At 51.2% G+C, this 14415-nt stretch carries 14 protein-coding genes; 13 read left to right on the top strand and 1 reads right to left on the bottom strand.

All coding sequences use genetic code 11. The features are described 5' to 3' along the window. Window positions 1-24: 24 nt before the first annotated feature. On the bottom strand, window positions 25-822 hold the full coding sequence (map, locus tag X965_RS09095; protein WP_004237221.1) for a type I methionyl aminopeptidase: 798 nt from the start codon (window positions 820-822) through the stop codon (window positions 25-27). Window positions 823-1183: 361 nt separating this feature from the next. Between map and rpsB the strand changes: the two genes are divergently transcribed. The 13 genes from rpsB to lpxA all read left to right on the top strand — a co-directional run bounded on the left by rpsB (window position 1184) and on the right by lpxA (window position 14415). After that, window positions 1184-1903, top strand: a complete 720-nt coding sequence (gene rpsB / locus X965_RS09090; protein ID WP_004242214.1) for a 30S ribosomal protein S2 — start codon at window positions 1184-1186, stop codon at window positions 1901-1903. A 140-nt stretch (window positions 1904-2043) separates the two neighbouring features. Beyond that, the gene (gene tsf / locus X965_RS09085; protein WP_004242215.1) at window positions 2044-2895 is read left to right on the top strand and encodes a translation elongation factor Ts; all 852 of its coding nucleotides are present in this window, start codon (window positions 2044-2046) and stop codon (window positions 2893-2895) included. Between the two features lie 120 nt (window positions 2896-3015). Then, a complete protein-coding gene (pyrH, locus tag X965_RS09080) occupies window positions 3016-3744 on the top strand; it encodes a UMP kinase (protein ID WP_015422460.1) in 729 nt (242 codons plus the stop codon). Window positions 3745-3862: 118 nt separating this feature from the next. Next, the gene (frr, locus tag X965_RS09075; protein WP_004242216.1) at window positions 3863-4420 is read left to right on the top strand and encodes a ribosome recycling factor; all 558 of its coding nucleotides are present in this window, start codon (window positions 3863-3865) and stop codon (window positions 4418-4420) included. A 155-nt stretch (window positions 4421-4575) separates the two neighbouring features. Then, complete coding sequence (gene ispC, locus X965_RS09070; protein WP_004237227.1) at window positions 4576-5772, top strand: 1-deoxy-D-xylulose-5-phosphate reductoisomerase; 1197 nt, start codon at window positions 4576-4578, stop codon at window positions 5770-5772. A 265-nt stretch (window positions 5773-6037) separates the two neighbouring features. Beyond that, window positions 6038-6751 (top strand): polyprenyl diphosphate synthase, encoded by a 714-nt coding sequence (gene uppS / locus X965_RS09065; RefSeq protein WP_004237228.1) that lies wholly within the window; start codon window positions 6038-6040, stop codon window positions 6749-6751. Then, complete coding sequence (cdsA, locus tag X965_RS09060) at window positions 6744-7601, top strand: phosphatidate cytidylyltransferase (RefSeq protein ID WP_024474952.1); 858 nt, start codon at window positions 6744-6746, stop codon at window positions 7599-7601. The genes uppS and cdsA overlap by 8 nt, the downstream gene beginning before the upstream one ends. A gap of 26 nt (window positions 7602-7627) precedes the next feature. Beyond that, the gene (rseP, locus tag X965_RS09055) at window positions 7628-8983 is read left to right on the top strand and encodes a sigma E protease regulator RseP (RefSeq protein WP_004237230.1); all 1356 of its coding nucleotides are present in this window, start codon (window positions 7628-7630) and stop codon (window positions 8981-8983) included. A 41-nt stretch (window positions 8984-9024) separates the two neighbouring features. After that, on the top strand, window positions 9025-11421 hold the full coding sequence (gene bamA / locus X965_RS09050; RefSeq protein ID WP_004237231.1) for an outer membrane protein assembly factor BamA: 2397 nt from the start codon (window positions 9025-9027) through the stop codon (window positions 11419-11421). Window positions 11422-11531: 110 nt separating this feature from the next. Then, window positions 11532-12032 (top strand): OmpH family outer membrane protein, encoded by a 501-nt coding sequence (locus tag X965_RS09045; RefSeq protein WP_004242223.1) that lies wholly within the window; start codon window positions 11532-11534, stop codon window positions 12030-12032. Window positions 12033-12035: 3 nt separating this feature from the next. Continuing rightward, window positions 12036-13064 (top strand): UDP-3-O-(3-hydroxymyristoyl)glucosamine N-acyltransferase, encoded by a 1029-nt coding sequence (gene lpxD, locus X965_RS09040; RefSeq protein WP_015422461.1) that lies wholly within the window; start codon window positions 12036-12038, stop codon window positions 13062-13064. A gap of 103 nt (window positions 13065-13167) precedes the next feature. Further along, window positions 13168-13620 (top strand): 3-hydroxyacyl-ACP dehydratase FabZ, encoded by a 453-nt coding sequence (gene fabZ, locus X965_RS09035; protein WP_004237234.1) that lies wholly within the window; start codon window positions 13168-13170, stop codon window positions 13618-13620. Window positions 13621-13623: 3 nt separating this feature from the next. Continuing rightward, window positions 13624-14415 carry an acyl-ACP--UDP-N-acetylglucosamine O-acyltransferase gene (gene lpxA, locus X965_RS09030; protein ID WP_004237235.1) on the top strand — a complete coding sequence of 264 codons (792 nt, stop codon included), beginning with the start codon at window positions 13624-13626 and terminating at the stop codon, window positions 14413-14415.

Genomic DNA, 14415 nt, shown 5'->3' with positions numbered 1-14415 from the left:
GCGCCGGACATGAATACAGGGCGGTTACTGCGCAACGAGAATACGGGAAAGCGCACCTTCCTCGTCTTTACGCAGGGTCATGATTTCACAGCCGTCATCGGTGACAACCAGCGTGTGCTCATATTGTGCGGATAAGCCGCGATCTTTGGTTTTGACAGTCCAGCCGTCTTTCATGGTACGGATGCGGTAATCGCCGGTATTGAGCATCGGTTCGATGGTAAATGCCATGCCTTTTTTCAGCACCACGCCGCCGTCATCGCCGTCATAATGCAGCACCTGCGGTTCCTCGTGGAAGCCTTCACCGATACCGTGGCCGCAGTAGTCGCGCACGACAGAGTAATCATGTCCTTCCGCGAATTTCTGGATAGCCGCGCCGATAGTCCGCAGACGGATGCCCGGTTTAACCATACGCAATGCCAGATAGAGACTTTCCTGTGTCACTCGGCACAGACGCTCGCCCTGAATCGTCGGTTTCCCGGCGATAAACATGGCGGAGGTGTCGCCGTGGAACCCGTCTTTGATAACAGTGACATCGATATTCACAATATCGCCGTTTTTCAGGATCTTATCTTCGCTCGGAATGCCGTGGCAGACCACATCATTGACGGAGATACAGACAGATTTCGGGAAGCCGTGGTAACCGAGACAGGCGGAAATGGCCTGCTGCTTTACTGTAATATGCTCGTGGCAGATGCGGTCGAGCTCACCGGTACTGACACCCGGCACAACATGCGGGGCGATAATTTCGAGCACTTCGGCCGCAAGACGACCGGCGACACGCATCTTCGCGATGTCGTCTTCTGTTTTGATTGTGATTGCCATAATTATTGATATCCGAACCGGGAATGCCCGTTACTTTACTTAGGAAACTGGTACTGAGACGCGGTATGTTATCAGCCGGAGAAAAGGATGCCAATCATTGCGCGGAAACCCGGCGGACAACGGATAACCGCCGGCATGAAAACTGAAGAAAATGTGGTATCGCTGCGGCTTTTATGGTATAAAGCGCGCCGGCATTCCGTGTATTTTGCCCGGTTGCCGGAAACTTAAATTAACTCAACTGTTATAACACACACGAATCGGCACGTGCGCCGGGGTGCTCCGAAGCTTAACGCTGACAGGGAGTCGGAAGCATGGGATTCGTGGAGGCATAACCCCAACTTATTATTTACAGAGGTTTAAAATGGCTACTGTTTCCATGCGCGATATGCTCCAGGCGGGCGTTCACTTCGGTCACCAGACTCGTTACTGGAACCCGAAAATGAAACCATTCATCTTTGGTGCCCGTAACAAAGTGCATATCATCAACCTGGAAAAAACTGTTCCGATGTTCAACGACGCATTAGCTGAACTGAACAAAATCGCTTCACGCAAAGGTAAAATCCTGTTCGTAGGTACCAAGCGTGCTGCAAGCGAAGCGGTACAGGAAGCTGCAATCAGCTGTGACCAGTTCTTCGTGAACCACCGCTGGTTAGGCGGTATGCTGACTAACTGGAAAACAGTCCGTCAGTCAATCAAACGCCTGAAAGATTTGGAAGCACAGTCTCAGGACGGTACTTTTGACAAACTGACCAAGAAAGAAGCGCTGATGCGTACCCGTGAACTTGGTAAGTTAGAAAATAGCCTGGGCGGTATCAAAGACATGGGCGGTTTACCTGACGCTCTGTTTGTTATCGATGCTGAGCACGAGCACATTGCAATCAAAGAAGCAAACAACCTGGGTATCCCTGTATTTGCTATCGTTGATACTAACTCTGATCCGGACGGTGTTGATTTCATCATCCCGGGTAACGATGATGCAATCCGTGCAATCAAGCTGTACCTGGGCGCAGTCGCGACTTCTGTCCGCGAAGGCCGTTCACAGGATCTGGCTGTTCAGGCTGAAGAATTAGCCGCTGAATAATCTGAGTCCGCTCTCTGAGCGCTCTTATTAACCAGGTATTGCTGCAAATGGTTAGGGAGCCGTCATGGCTCCCTATACGCATCTGATATACGAACAACTCCCCGCAGAAACAGTTTCTGCGAGCTCATCGAGGAAATAACATGTCTGGAATTACCGCTGCATTGGTAAAAGAACTGCGTGAACGTACTGGCGCAGGTATGATGGAATGTAAAAAAGCACTGGTTGAAGCAAACGGTGATATCGAATTAGCTATCGATAACATGCGTAAATCCGGCCAGGCTAAAGCAGCGAAAAAAGCAGGCCGCGTTGCTGCTGAAGGCGTTATCTTATCTGCTGTCAGCGCAGATGCTAAATTCGGCGCACTGATCGAAGTTAACTGTGAAACAGACTTCGTTGCAAAAGATACCGGTTTCCTGGCATTCGCACAGGACATCCTGAATTTCGTTATGGCTGAGAAAACTGCTGATGCAGAAGCTATCGTTGCGAAATTCGAAGAACAGCGTGTTGCACTGGTTGCCAAAATCGGTGAAAACATCAGCTTCCGTCGCGCTGCTATCTTAGAAGGCGACATGGTCGGTTCTTACATGCACGGCGCACGTATCGGTGTTCTGGTTGCGGCAACCGGCGCAAACGAAGAACTGGTTAAACACATTGCTATGCACGTTGCGGCAAGCAAACCTGAATATACCAAACCTGAAGATGTTCCTGCTGATGTTGTTGCTCACGAGAAACAAATCCAGCTGGATATCGCAATGCAGTCCGGTAAACCTCAGGAAATCGCAGAGAAAATGGTTATCGGCCGTATGAACAAATTCACCGGCGAAATCTCTCTGACCGGTCAGCCGTTCGTTATGGAACCAAGCAAATCTGTCGGCGATCTGCTGAAAGAAAACAAAGCAGACGTGACTGCATTCATCCGTTTCGAAGTGGGTGAAGGTATCGAGAAAGCTGAAGCTGACTTCGCTGCAGAAGTCGCGGCAATGAGCAAATAATCATTGCATATCAGAGCCGCCGGAAGGCGGTTCTGTTTTATCTGCAGTACCCCTGTTTATCATCCGGGCATCCGTCCGGGTATCTCTGGCAATAAATTCATCTGTTTAGGACAGAACACCATGGCTACCAATGCAAAACCTGTTTATCAACGTATTCTGCTGAAGCTCAGTGGCGAGGCTTTACAAGGGAATGAAGGTTTCGGAATTGATGCGACTGTACTTGACCGTATGGCGCAGGAAATTAAGGAACTGGTTGAACTGCAGATTCAGGTCGGTGTCGTTATTGGCGGGGGCAATCTGTTTCGCGGCGCAGGGCTGGCCGAAGCCGGTATGAACCGCGTTGTCGGTGACCATATGGGTATGCTGGCAACCGTGATGAACGGTCTGGCAATGCGTGATGCACTTCATCGCGCTTATGTGAATGCGCGGCTGATGTCTGCGATTCCGCTCAACGGCGTTTGTGACAACTACAGCTGGGCTGAGGCAATCAGTCTTTTACGTCACGGCCGTGTGGTTATTTTTTCTGCCGGAACAGGCAACCCATTCTTTACCACAGATTCTGCGGCCTGTCTGCGCGGGATCGAAATTGAAGCGGATGTGGTGCTGAAAGCCACAAAAGTGGATGGCGTTTACTCAGCCGATCCGGCCAAAGACCCGGATGCGGTGCTGTATGAAAAACTCAACTATCAGGATGTGCTGGAACGCGAACTGAAAGTGATGGATCTGGCGGCCTTTACCCTGGCCCGTGACCATAACCTGCCAATCCGTGTTTTCAACATGAACAAACCCGGTGCATTACGCCGTGTCGTGATGGGCGAGAACGAAGGTACCTTGATTTCGCGTGACTAAACGCCGGGACACCGGCGGAATTTGACGGTATCATTTATAAATCGATTCGCCAAAATTATAATGCGGGCCGCGCGACAGGCACGGTCTGAAAAATTACCCGTTTCCAAGGACTCATAACGTGATTAATGAAATCCAGAAAGACGCGCAGGAACGCATGGAAAAATGCGTCGAGTCGCTGAAATCCCAAATCAGTAAAGTGCGCACCGGCCGTGCTTCCCCGAGCCTGCTGGACGGTATCGTTGTTGAATATTACGGTACACCGACTCCGCTGCGTCAGTTAGCTAACGTGGTTGCGGAAGATTCACGCACCCTGGCTATCACGGTGTTTGACCGTTCAATGTCACCGGCTATCGAAAAAGCGATTATGGCCTCTGACCTCGGTTTAAACCCGTCATCTGCCGGTACGGTTATCCGTGTTCCGCTTCCTGCACTGACTGAAGAACGCCGTAAAGACCTGATCAAAGTCGTCCGCGGTGACGCAGAACAGGGTCGTATTGCTGTGCGTAACGTCCGCCGTGACGCGAACGATAAAGTCAAAGCACTGCTGAAAGACAAAGAAATCAGTGAAGATGATGACCGCCGTTCCCAGGACGACGTTCAGAAAATGACTGACCTGTTTATCAAAAAAATCGATGATGCACTGGCAGCAAAAGAAAAAGAGCTGATGGAATTCTGATCCGGATGCTGTGCTGAACAGAACATATAAAAATAGTGCCCTCAGGCACTATTTTTTTACTTATCAGTTGCGGAAATGACTTCTCACTCTCTGTTGACCAAAGTGCTATACTTTTGCGATTCGAAATAACGATAAAGTAACATTGAGTATTTATCATGAAAGGTTTGGCAATTCTCGGATCCACAGGATCTATCGGTAAAAACACACTCTCGGTTATTCGTCAGCACCCGGATCTGTTCCGTGCGGTGGTTCTGGCAGCCGGGAAAAATGTTCAGACGATGTTTGAACAGTGTCTGGAATTTAAACCCCGCTATGCGGTGTTATCCGACGAAGTGGCTGCCGGTGAATTGCGTATTCAGCTGAAACTCCACGGCAGTGCAACCGAAGTGCTCAGCGGCAGTGCCGCTATCTGTGAAGTGGTTCAGCTTGATGAAGTGGATCAGGTGATGGCCGCTATTACCGGGGTGGCCGGGCTGCTGCCGACCCTCGCGGCTATCCGCGCTGACAAACGTATTCTGCTGGCAAACAAAGAAGCGCTGATCACCAGCGGGCGTCTGTTTTTTGCCGCCATGAGCACCAGCCGCGCTGAACTGTTTCCTATCGACAGCGAACATAACGCGATTTTCCAGTCCCTGCCGGCCGGCGTACAGTTATCTCTCGGGCATGCTGACCTGACTGCCGCAGGTATTGATTCCATTATCCTGACCGGCTCCGGCGGCCCGTTCCGCGAAACCACCTTATCTGAGCTGGCCAATATGACCCCGGATCAGGCCTGTGCACATCCGAACTGGTCAATGGGACGTAAAATTTCCGTGGATTCCGCGACGATGATGAATAAGGGCCTTGAATATATTGAGGCACGTTATTTCTTTAATGCATCAGCAAAACAAATGGAAGTGATTGTGCATCCGCAGTCGGTGATCCACTCCATGGTCCGCTATACTGACGGCAGCATTATCGCGCAGCTGGGCACACCGGATATGCGCACCCCGATCAGTTATTCCATGAGTTATCCGGGCCGTATTACCGCCGGAGCTGAACGCCTTGATTTTACCCGTATGGGCGGCCTGACATTCACTGAGCCGGATTATAACCGTTACCCGTGCCTGAAACTGGCGATCGAAGCCTGTGATGACGGGCAGGCGGCAACCACGGCAATGAATGCGGCGAATGAAGAAACTGTGCAGGCATTTTTACAAAACAGAATCCGTTTCACAGATATCGCGCAAATAAACCGTATGGTAGTGGAAAATCACCGGTTCACGGAACCTCAGTCAATTGATGATGTCCTTATTATTGATAAACAGGCGCGGGAACTGACCCGTAAATCAATCGGAAAAATCGCGAAGTAATTAATTTATATTAACGGGTTGCGTTTGTCGGTGAATAGCGCAAGTGATATAGTTCAGCGTTGCGATTTCTGTAAATCAGATTTTTAATGACCGGTTAATAACACCATGACGTTATCACTGACAAACAGAGACAACACCGTGAACCTGCACGGTGTTTTTGTGTCTGACGCCATGTATTAACCGATACCTCAAAGGATTAACTTGCGTGACAGTATCCAGTGAAAATGCCTCAGAAAAGCCGGGACCTCAGCATGTCGCCATTATTATGGACGGCAACGGCCGCTGGGCAAAAAAACGCGGAAAATTGCGGGTTTCCGGCCATCGCGCAGGGATCAAATCGGTCCGCAGCTCGGTCAGTTTTGCCATCAAAAACCAGATAAAATCCCTGACACTTTATGCCTTCAGTAGTGAAAACTGGAACCGTCCTGAACAGGAAGTCCACTCACTGATGGAGTTGTTTGTCTTTGCGCTGGACAACGAAGTCAAAAGTCTGCACAAGCACAATGTCAGATTATCTGTCATCGGTGATATCAGCCGGTTCAGCCCGCGTCTGCAGGAGCGTATCCGCCGTGGTCAGGTGCTGACCGCCAATAACACCGGTTTACAGCTGAATATCGCCGCCAACTACGGCGGACGCTGGGATATCACCCACAGTGTGAAACAGGTGATAGCACAGGTGCAGCGCGGGGAATTGTCCGCTGAGGATGTCAGCGAACAGGATATCAGCCGTCATATCTCGCTTCATGACCAGCCGCCGATTGATCTCGTGATCCGCACCGGTGGTGAGCATCGTATCAGTAACTTCCTGCTCTGGCAGGTTGCGTACGCCGAATTTTATTTTACAGAAGTGCTGTGGCCTGACTTTGATGAAAACGCATTCAGCGATGCGGTGACTTCTTTTACACAGCGTGAGCGCCGTTTCGGCGGAACCACACCTGATGATCAGTCTGAGCAGGCTCCGGGAGGAAATGTTGCTTAAGTACCGTCTAATTACTGCCATTATTTTAATTCCGCTGGTACTGCTGGCGATGTTTATGCTCGCACCGGCACATTTCGGCTGGGTGGTGATTGCCGTGTGTGGTCTGGCCGGCTGGGAATGGGCGCAGTTTGCCGGTCTGAAAGGTGCCGGACAGCGTATTGTCACCGGTGTGCTGTTTGCCGCCGGTCTGGCTGCGTGGCAGCTGACACTGGATATGAATAACCTGATGGCGGATGCTGCTGTACAGGTCAGCCTGTGGGCGGCGCTGGTCTGGTGGGTCTGCGCGGTGCTGCTGGTGATCAGTTTCCCAAAATCCGCCGCGCTGTGGAAAGATTCTGTGATTATCCGCCTGATCTTCGGGGTGGTGACCATTGTTCCGTTTTACAGCGGCATGATGGTACTGCGCAACCAGGGATATGCGGGCGGTGATGTGTATCAGGGGGCCTGGTGGCTGCTGTATGTCATGCTGCTGGTCTGGGCGGCGGATTCCGGGGCGTATGCCTTCGGCCGTCTGCTGGGCAAACACAAAATGGCACCGCGTGTCTCGCCGGGCAAAACCCTGGAAGGTCTGGCCGGTGGCCTGATTACCGCCGGTCTGGTGTCCTGGCTGTTCAGTCACTATTCGCCGTTGCAGACACTGCCGGAAAACCTGATTATCGTGTCAGTGATTGTGGTTCTGATTTCTGTGTTCGGTGATCTGACCGAAAGCATGTTTAAACGTCAGTCCGGCGTGAAAGACAGCAGTCAGCTGATCCCGGGGCATGGCGGCGTGATGGATCGCATTGACAGCCTGACCGCGGCAGTACCGGTATTTGCCGGTCTGATCCTGTTAGTATTCTCCGGCTTTTAAGCACACCGGGAGCAGACAGAAAACGCATGATGACTTTTATCTGGAACTCAGCCGCGTTTGTTATCGCGCTGGGGATTTTGGTTACCGTACATGAGTTCGGGCACTTTTGGGTGGCCCGGCGCTGCGGTATTTTTGTCGAACGGTTCTCCGTCGGTTTCGGCAAAGCACTCTGGCGGCGCACAGACAAACACGGGACAGAATTTGTCATCGCAATGATTCCGCTCGGCGGCTATGTCAAAATGCTGGATGAGCGTGTGGCACCGGTAGCACCGGAGCGTCGCCATCAGGCGTTTAATAACAAAACCGTCGGCCAGCGGGCGGCGGTGGTCAGCGCCGGGCCGATCGCTAACTTTCTGTTAGCCATCGTGGCGTACTGGATTGTGTTTATGATCGGTGTGCCGGCGGTTCGTCCGGTCGTGGCGGATATCCGCGCGGGGTCGGTCGCAGAACAGGCAAATATTTTGCCCGGGATGGAACTAAATGCTGTTGACGGCATCGAAACGCCTGACTGGAATAGTGTGCGGATGGCGATGATCAGTAAAATCGGCGATGATTTTACCGTTCTGAATGTGATTCCGGAACCGGGGTCAGCACCGGCGGAAAAACGCCTCGATCTCACCCGCTGGAAATTTGATCCGGAAAAACAGGATGCTGTCCTGTCTCTGGGGATCATGCCGGTGTCCGCAAAGGTCAGTAATGAGATTAATGCACTGACGCCCGGGGGGCCTGCTGAAAAAGCCGGTTTACAACCGGGGGACAGGATCGTTAAAGTAAGCGGGGAGCCGCTTACGGTCTGGCAGCCGTTTACGCTCTTTGTACGTAATAGTCCCGGTAAAACGCTCGATTTACTGATTGAGCGGGGCGGAGAACATATTAATGTGCCTCTCACACCGGAGATAAAAAACAGCGGCGGCAGTAAACAAATTGGTTTTGCTGGTGTCGAATTAAAGGTTATTCCGCTCGACCCGCAGTATATTACGGAACATCAGTACGGGCCGGTGGAAGCGGTTGCCGAGGCAACCGGGAAAACCTGGCAGTTAATGAATCTGACCGTGAAAATGATCGGCAAGCTGGTGACCGGTGATGTAAAACTGAATAATCTCAGCGGTCCGGTATCGATTGCGAAAGGTGCCGGTATTTCCGCCGATTCCGGCTTAGTGTATTATCTGATGTTTCTGGCGCTCATCAGCGTCAATTTAGGGATCATAAATCTGTTCCCGCTGCCAGTTTTAGATGGTGGACACCTGTTATTCCTGCTTATCGAGAAGATAAAAGGCGGGCCGGTGTCTGAGCGTGTACAAGACTTCAGTTATCGTATTGGTGTAATGGCACTGGTACTGTTGATGGGGCTTGCACTTTTCAATGATTTCTCCCGCTTCTGATTAAGGAAGACCGGGACCGGTAAGGAAAACGCATAACAACGATGGCGATGAAAAAGTTGCTCATAGCGTCGCTGCTGCTTGGCAGCTTCACTGCATACGGTTCAGACGGATTCGTGGTTCAGGACATTCAGTTTGAAGGTCTTCAGCGCGTCGCCGTTGGTGCTGCATTACTGAACATGCCTGTCCGTGTCGGAGACACGGCCAGTGATGAGGATATCGGACGTACCATTCGCGCACTGTTCGCGACAGGTAACTTTGAAGATGTCCGCGTCCTGCGTGAAGGTAATGTACTGCTGGTTCAGGTGAAGGAACGTCCGACCATTGCAAATATCACCTTCTCGGGTAACAAATCCGTGAAGGACGACATGCTCAAACAGAACCTGGAAGCATCCCGTATCCGCGTCGGGGAAGCCCTTGACCGGACGATGCTGTCAAACATTGAAAAGGGGCTGGAAGATTTCTATCACAGTGTCGGTAAGTATAACGCGACGGTAAAAGCCGTTGTCACACCACTGCCGCGCAACCGTATTGATGTGAAATTCGTTTTTGCGGAAGGTGTATCCGCGACTATTCAGCAAATCAATATCGTCGGTAACACTCAGTTTACCACGGCTGAACTGGTTAACCGTTTCCAGCTGCGTGATGATGTACCGTGGTGGAACCTGGCGGCTGATCAGAAATACCAGAAACAGAAACTGGCCGGTGACCTTGAAACCCTGCGCAGCTTCTATCTGGATCGCGGTTACGCGAAATTCAATATTGATTCGACTCAGGTCAGCCTGACGCCGGACAAAAAAGGTATCTATATCACCATCAACGTGACCGAGGGCGAGCAGTATCAGATTGCCGGGGTTCAGGTTGCAGGTGAAACGGCCGGTCACTCCGCTGAAATCACCGAGCTGACCGCCATTGAGCCGGGTTCACTCTATAATGGTGCTCAGGTCACCAAAATGGAGAATGATGTCAAAAATATGCTCGGCCGTTACGGCTATGCGTATCCGCGCGTCATGACCCAGCCGGAAATTAATGAAGCCGATAAAACCGTGGTTCTGCATGTGAATGTGGATGCCGGTAACCGTTTCTATGTCCGCCAGATCCGTTTCGCCGGTAACGACGTGAGTAAAGACTCCGTTCTGCGCCGTGAAATGCGTCAGATGGAAGGGGCATGGTTAGGTAACGATCTGGTTGAAGCCGGTAAAGAGCGTCTGAACCGTACCGGTTACTTTGAAACCGTTGAGGTGGAAACCCAGCGTGTGCCGGGTGTGCCGGATCAGGTCGATGTCGTCTATAAAGTCAAAGAGCGTAACACCGGTTCCCTGAACTTTGGTGTGGGCTTCGGTACAGAGAGCGGCGTCAGCTTCCAGGTGGGTGTCACCCAGGATAACTGGTTAGGTACCGGTTATCAGGTTGGTGCGAACGCCAGTAAGAACGACTACTCAACGTACGCTGAACTGTCACTGACTGACCCGTTCTTCACGGTTGATGGTGTGAGTCTCGGCGGCCGTATTTTCTACAACGACTTCCGTGCGGATGATGCAGACTTGTCCGGTTACACCAACAAAACCTATGGTGTGGACGGAACGCTCGGCTTCCCGATCAACGAAAATAACTCCCTCCGTTTAGGTCTGGGTTATGTGCATAACACCCTGTCACGTATGGAACCACAGGTTAATATGTGGCGTTATCTGCACTCAATGGGTGAAGAGCCGAACTATAAAGATCGTGCGGAATTCCGTGCCGATGACTTTACCCTGACAACTGCGTGGGTTTATAACAACCTCGACCGTGGTTACTTCCCGACCTCCGGTGTGAAATCCACTGTGAGTGCGAAAGTCACGGTTCCGGGCTCTGATAACGAATACTATAAACTGATCGCAGATACCACCGGCTACTACCCGATTGACGAAAACGGCAGCTGGGTTGTGATGGGACGCGGTCGTTTAGGCTTCGGTGATGGTCTCGGCGGCAAAGAACTGCCGTTCTATGAGAACTTCTATGCCGGTGGGTCCGGTACCGTCCGTGGTTTCCGTTCCAATACCATCGGTCCGAAAGCAGTCTACTATGACGGGGCATCCGATAAGTTACGCAGCGACAGCCCGTCCCGTGATGCTATCGGGGGTAACGCGATGGCGGTGGCCAGTATGGAACTGATCACTCCGACACCGTTTATCGACGAAAAATACACGAATTCTGTCCGCACATCACTCTTTGTGGATGCCGGTACAGTGTGGGATACCAATTGGGACAATACTGAGCTTATGCAGAAGTATGGTATTCCTGATTACAGTAAAGCAGGGAACATCCGTGTTTCTACTGGTGTTGCGTTCCAGTGGATTTCTCCGCTCGGACCATTGGTCTTCTCTTATGCGAAGCCAATCAAAGACTACCAGGGTGACCGGACAGAACAGTTCCAGTTTAATATCGGTAAGACCTGGTAATTGCAGTACAGGGTTACCATGCGTAATAACCAGTACGCTCAGTGTGCAAAGGGAATCTTTACCATTGGGTTTAATATCCAACCAGTAAATGGTGTTTAAGGGGTTTTATTGTGAAAAAGTTATTAACTGCTGCCAGCGTGGGTATGGTATTAGCGATGTCTGCCGGTGCTGCTCAGGCTGCTGACAAGATCGCGGTTGTCAACATCGGTGAAGTTGTCCAGAAAATGCCGGGCCGTGAAGCGGCAGCAAAACAACTGGAAAGCGAATTCAAAAGCCGTGGTACTGAACTGCAGAGTTTAGAAAAAGATCTGCAGACCCGTGCTCAGAAACTGCAGAAAGACGGCGCGACCATGAAAGACAGCGAGCGTCAGAAACTGGCAGGTGAATTCGACACCAAACGTGCTGACTTCGCGAAAAAAGCCCAGGCATTTGACCAGGATTTCCAGAAACGTCAGATGGAAGAGCGCAACAAAGTCATGAAGCGTGTTGAAGATGCAGTGAAATCTGTTGCTTCAAAAGGCGGATATGACGTTGTGATCGATGCTAACGCAGTTGCTTACTCTGTTTCCGGCATTGATATCACTGCTGATGTTCTGAAACAGGTTAAATAATTAATGTCTTCCATTCGATTAGCTGATCTCGCTCAGCAGTTGAATGCAACGTTACACGGTGATGGCGATCTCGTCATCACCGGTATCGCACCTATGCATTCAGCAAACAGCGGGCAAATTACCTTTCTGTCTGATGCCCGTTACCGGGAAAAACTGGCTGGTTGTCAGGCGGGTGCTGTGGTATTGCGTGAAGACGATTTACCGTTTTGTCAGGTCGCTGCCCTTGTGGTGAAAGACCCGTACCTGGCGTATGCGCATATGGCGCAGATTATGGATACCACACCGGCTCCGGCTGAGAATATCCATCCGTCTGCGGTGATTGACCCGTCAGCCTCTCTCGGGGCGAATGTGTCGGTCGGTGCGAATGCTGTCATTGAGTCCGGCGTGGTTCTGGGTGACGATGTTATCATCGGCGCAGGATCGTTTGTCGGCAAAAATACCACCATCGGTGCCAAAACCCGTATCTGGGCAAATGTCACCGTGTACCACGGGATCGTGATTGGCGAAGGCTGCCTGGTTCATTCCAACACCGTTATCGGTGCGGACGGATTCGGTTATGCCAACGACCGCGGTCAGTGGGTTAAAATCCCTCAGCTGGGTTCCGTTATTATCGGTGACCGGGTTGAAATCGGCTCCTGTACCACTATCGACCGTGGTGCATTAGAAAATACGGTAATCGGTAATGGTGTTATCATTGATAACCAGTGCCAGATTGCCCATAACGTCATAATCGGCGACAACACCGCAGTAGCCGGTGGTGTGATTATGGCCGGGAGCCTGAAAATCGGCCGCAACTGTATGATTGGCGGAGCAAGCGTCATTAATGGTCATATGGAAATCTGCGATCGCGTCGTCGTGACAGGTATGGGCATGGTAATGCGGCCTATCACCGAACCGGGTGTATACTCCTCCGGTATTCCGTTACAGCCAAATAAAACATGGCGTAAAACTGCCGCGCTGGTGATGAACATCAGCGAAATGAATAAACGCCTGAAGGCAGTCGAACGGCAGCTGGATAACGACGATAAATAACAGCGCATTTTGCGGTATTTTTGCGGCCTGCTAACCGCGTGACGGGTATAGCAGGCCGTGTTATTAATAAGACATATGACAAAGAGACAGGAAGAGTATTCTGATGAGTGACAACCATACTCTCAAAATTGATGAAATTTTAGAGCTTCTTCCGCACCGGTATCCGTTTTTATTAGTGGATCGCGTGCTGGATTTTGAAGAAGGTAAATTTTTACGTGCCGTGAAAAACGTATCATTCAATGAGCCGTTCTTCCAGGGGCACTTCCCGGGCAAACCGATTTTTCCGGGCGTTCTTATTCTGGAAGCGATGGCTCAGGCCACCGGCATTCTGGCGTTCAAAAGCCTGGGTAAATTAGAGCCGGGCGAATTGTATTATTTTGCCGCCATCGATGACTGTCGCTTTAAACGCCCGGTACTGCCGGGAGACCAGATGATCCTCGAAGTGACTTTCCATAAGGAACGCCGCGGCGTTGCCCGTTTCACGGGTGTTGCGAAAGTTGACGGAGAAGTTGCCTGCGAAGCTACCATGATGTGTGCACGCCGCCGTGAGGGGTAATAAATGATCGATAAAACCGCCCGGATCCACCCGTCTTCCATTATCGAAGACGGCGCCGTTATTGGTGCCAATGTCACCATCGGTCCTTTCTGCTGTATTGGTGCGGATGTTGAGATCGGTGAGGGGACTGAAATCAAGTCCCATGTTGTGATTAATGGTCATACCAAAATTGGTCGTGATAACCAGATTTTCCAGTTTGCCTCCATTGGTGAGATAAACCAGGATCTGAAATACAAAGGTGAACCGACCCGCGTTGAAATCGGTGATCGTAACCGTATCCGCGAAAGTGTGACTATTCATCGCGGCACCGCGCAGGACACCGGCGTTACCCGTATCGGTAACGACAACCTGCTGATGATCAATGCCCATGTTGCTCACGACTGTGTGATCGGCAACCATTGTATCATTGCCAACAACGGAACCCTGGCGGGTCATGTCACGCTGGATGATTATGTCATCCTGGGTGGCTTATCGGCTGTTCATCAGTTCTGCCGTATCGGTGAGCACGTGATGGTCGGCGGCTGTTCAGGTGTGGCGCAGGATATCCCGCCGTTCTTAATCGCGCAGGGTAACCATGTGACCGCCTTCGGCCTCAATGCTATCGGCCTCAAACGCCGTGGTTTTGATAAAGACGATATCAGTGCGTTACAGAATGCCTATAAAGTCCTGTACCGCAGTAATCTGACGCTGGCAGAAGCCAAAGTGCAGTTGGCTGAACTGGCGAAAGAAAATGTCCATGTAAAAACCTTCGCTGACTTCCTGGATACCGCTGAACGCGGGATCATCCGTCCGTAA

Source organism: Morganella sp. EGD-HP17 (genome assembly GCF_000512315.2).
GTDB classification, from domain to species: Bacteria; Pseudomonadota; Gammaproteobacteria; order Enterobacterales; family Enterobacteriaceae; genus Morganella; species Morganella morganii.
This window is presented reverse-complemented; position numbering and strand designations above follow the sequence as displayed.

Coding starts and splice junctions, on each gene's coding strand:
- tsf (WP_004242215.1), top strand. CDS start 2,044: ATGTCTGGAATTACCGCTGCATTGGTAAAAGAACTGCGTGAACGTACT.
- rpsB (WP_004242214.1), top strand. CDS start 1,184: ATGGCTACTGTTTCCATGCGCGATATGCTCCAGGCGGGCGTTCACTTC.
- lpxD (WP_015422461.1), top strand. CDS start 12,036: ATGTCTTCCATTCGATTAGCTGATCTCGCTCAGCAGTTGAATGCAACG.
- map (WP_004237221.1), bottom strand. CDS start 822: ATGGCAATCACAATCAAAACAGAAGACGACATCGCGAAGATGCGTGTC.
- fabZ (WP_004237234.1), top strand. CDS start 13,168: ATGAGTGACAACCATACTCTCAAAATTGATGAAATTTTAGAGCTTCTT.
- bamA (WP_004237231.1), top strand. CDS start 9,025: ATGGCGATGAAAAAGTTGCTCATAGCGTCGCTGCTGCTTGGCAGCTTC.
- ispC (WP_004237227.1), top strand. CDS start 4,576: ATGAAAGGTTTGGCAATTCTCGGATCCACAGGATCTATCGGTAAAAAC.
- uppS (WP_004237228.1), top strand. CDS start 6,038: ATGGACGGCAACGGCCGCTGGGCAAAAAAACGCGGAAAATTGCGGGTT.
- rseP (WP_004237230.1), top strand. CDS start 7,628: ATGATGACTTTTATCTGGAACTCAGCCGCGTTTGTTATCGCGCTGGGG.
- lpxA (WP_004237235.1), top strand. CDS start 13,624: ATGATCGATAAAACCGCCCGGATCCACCCGTCTTCCATTATCGAAGAC.
- pyrH (WP_015422460.1), top strand. CDS start 3,016: ATGGCTACCAATGCAAAACCTGTTTATCAACGTATTCTGCTGAAGCTC.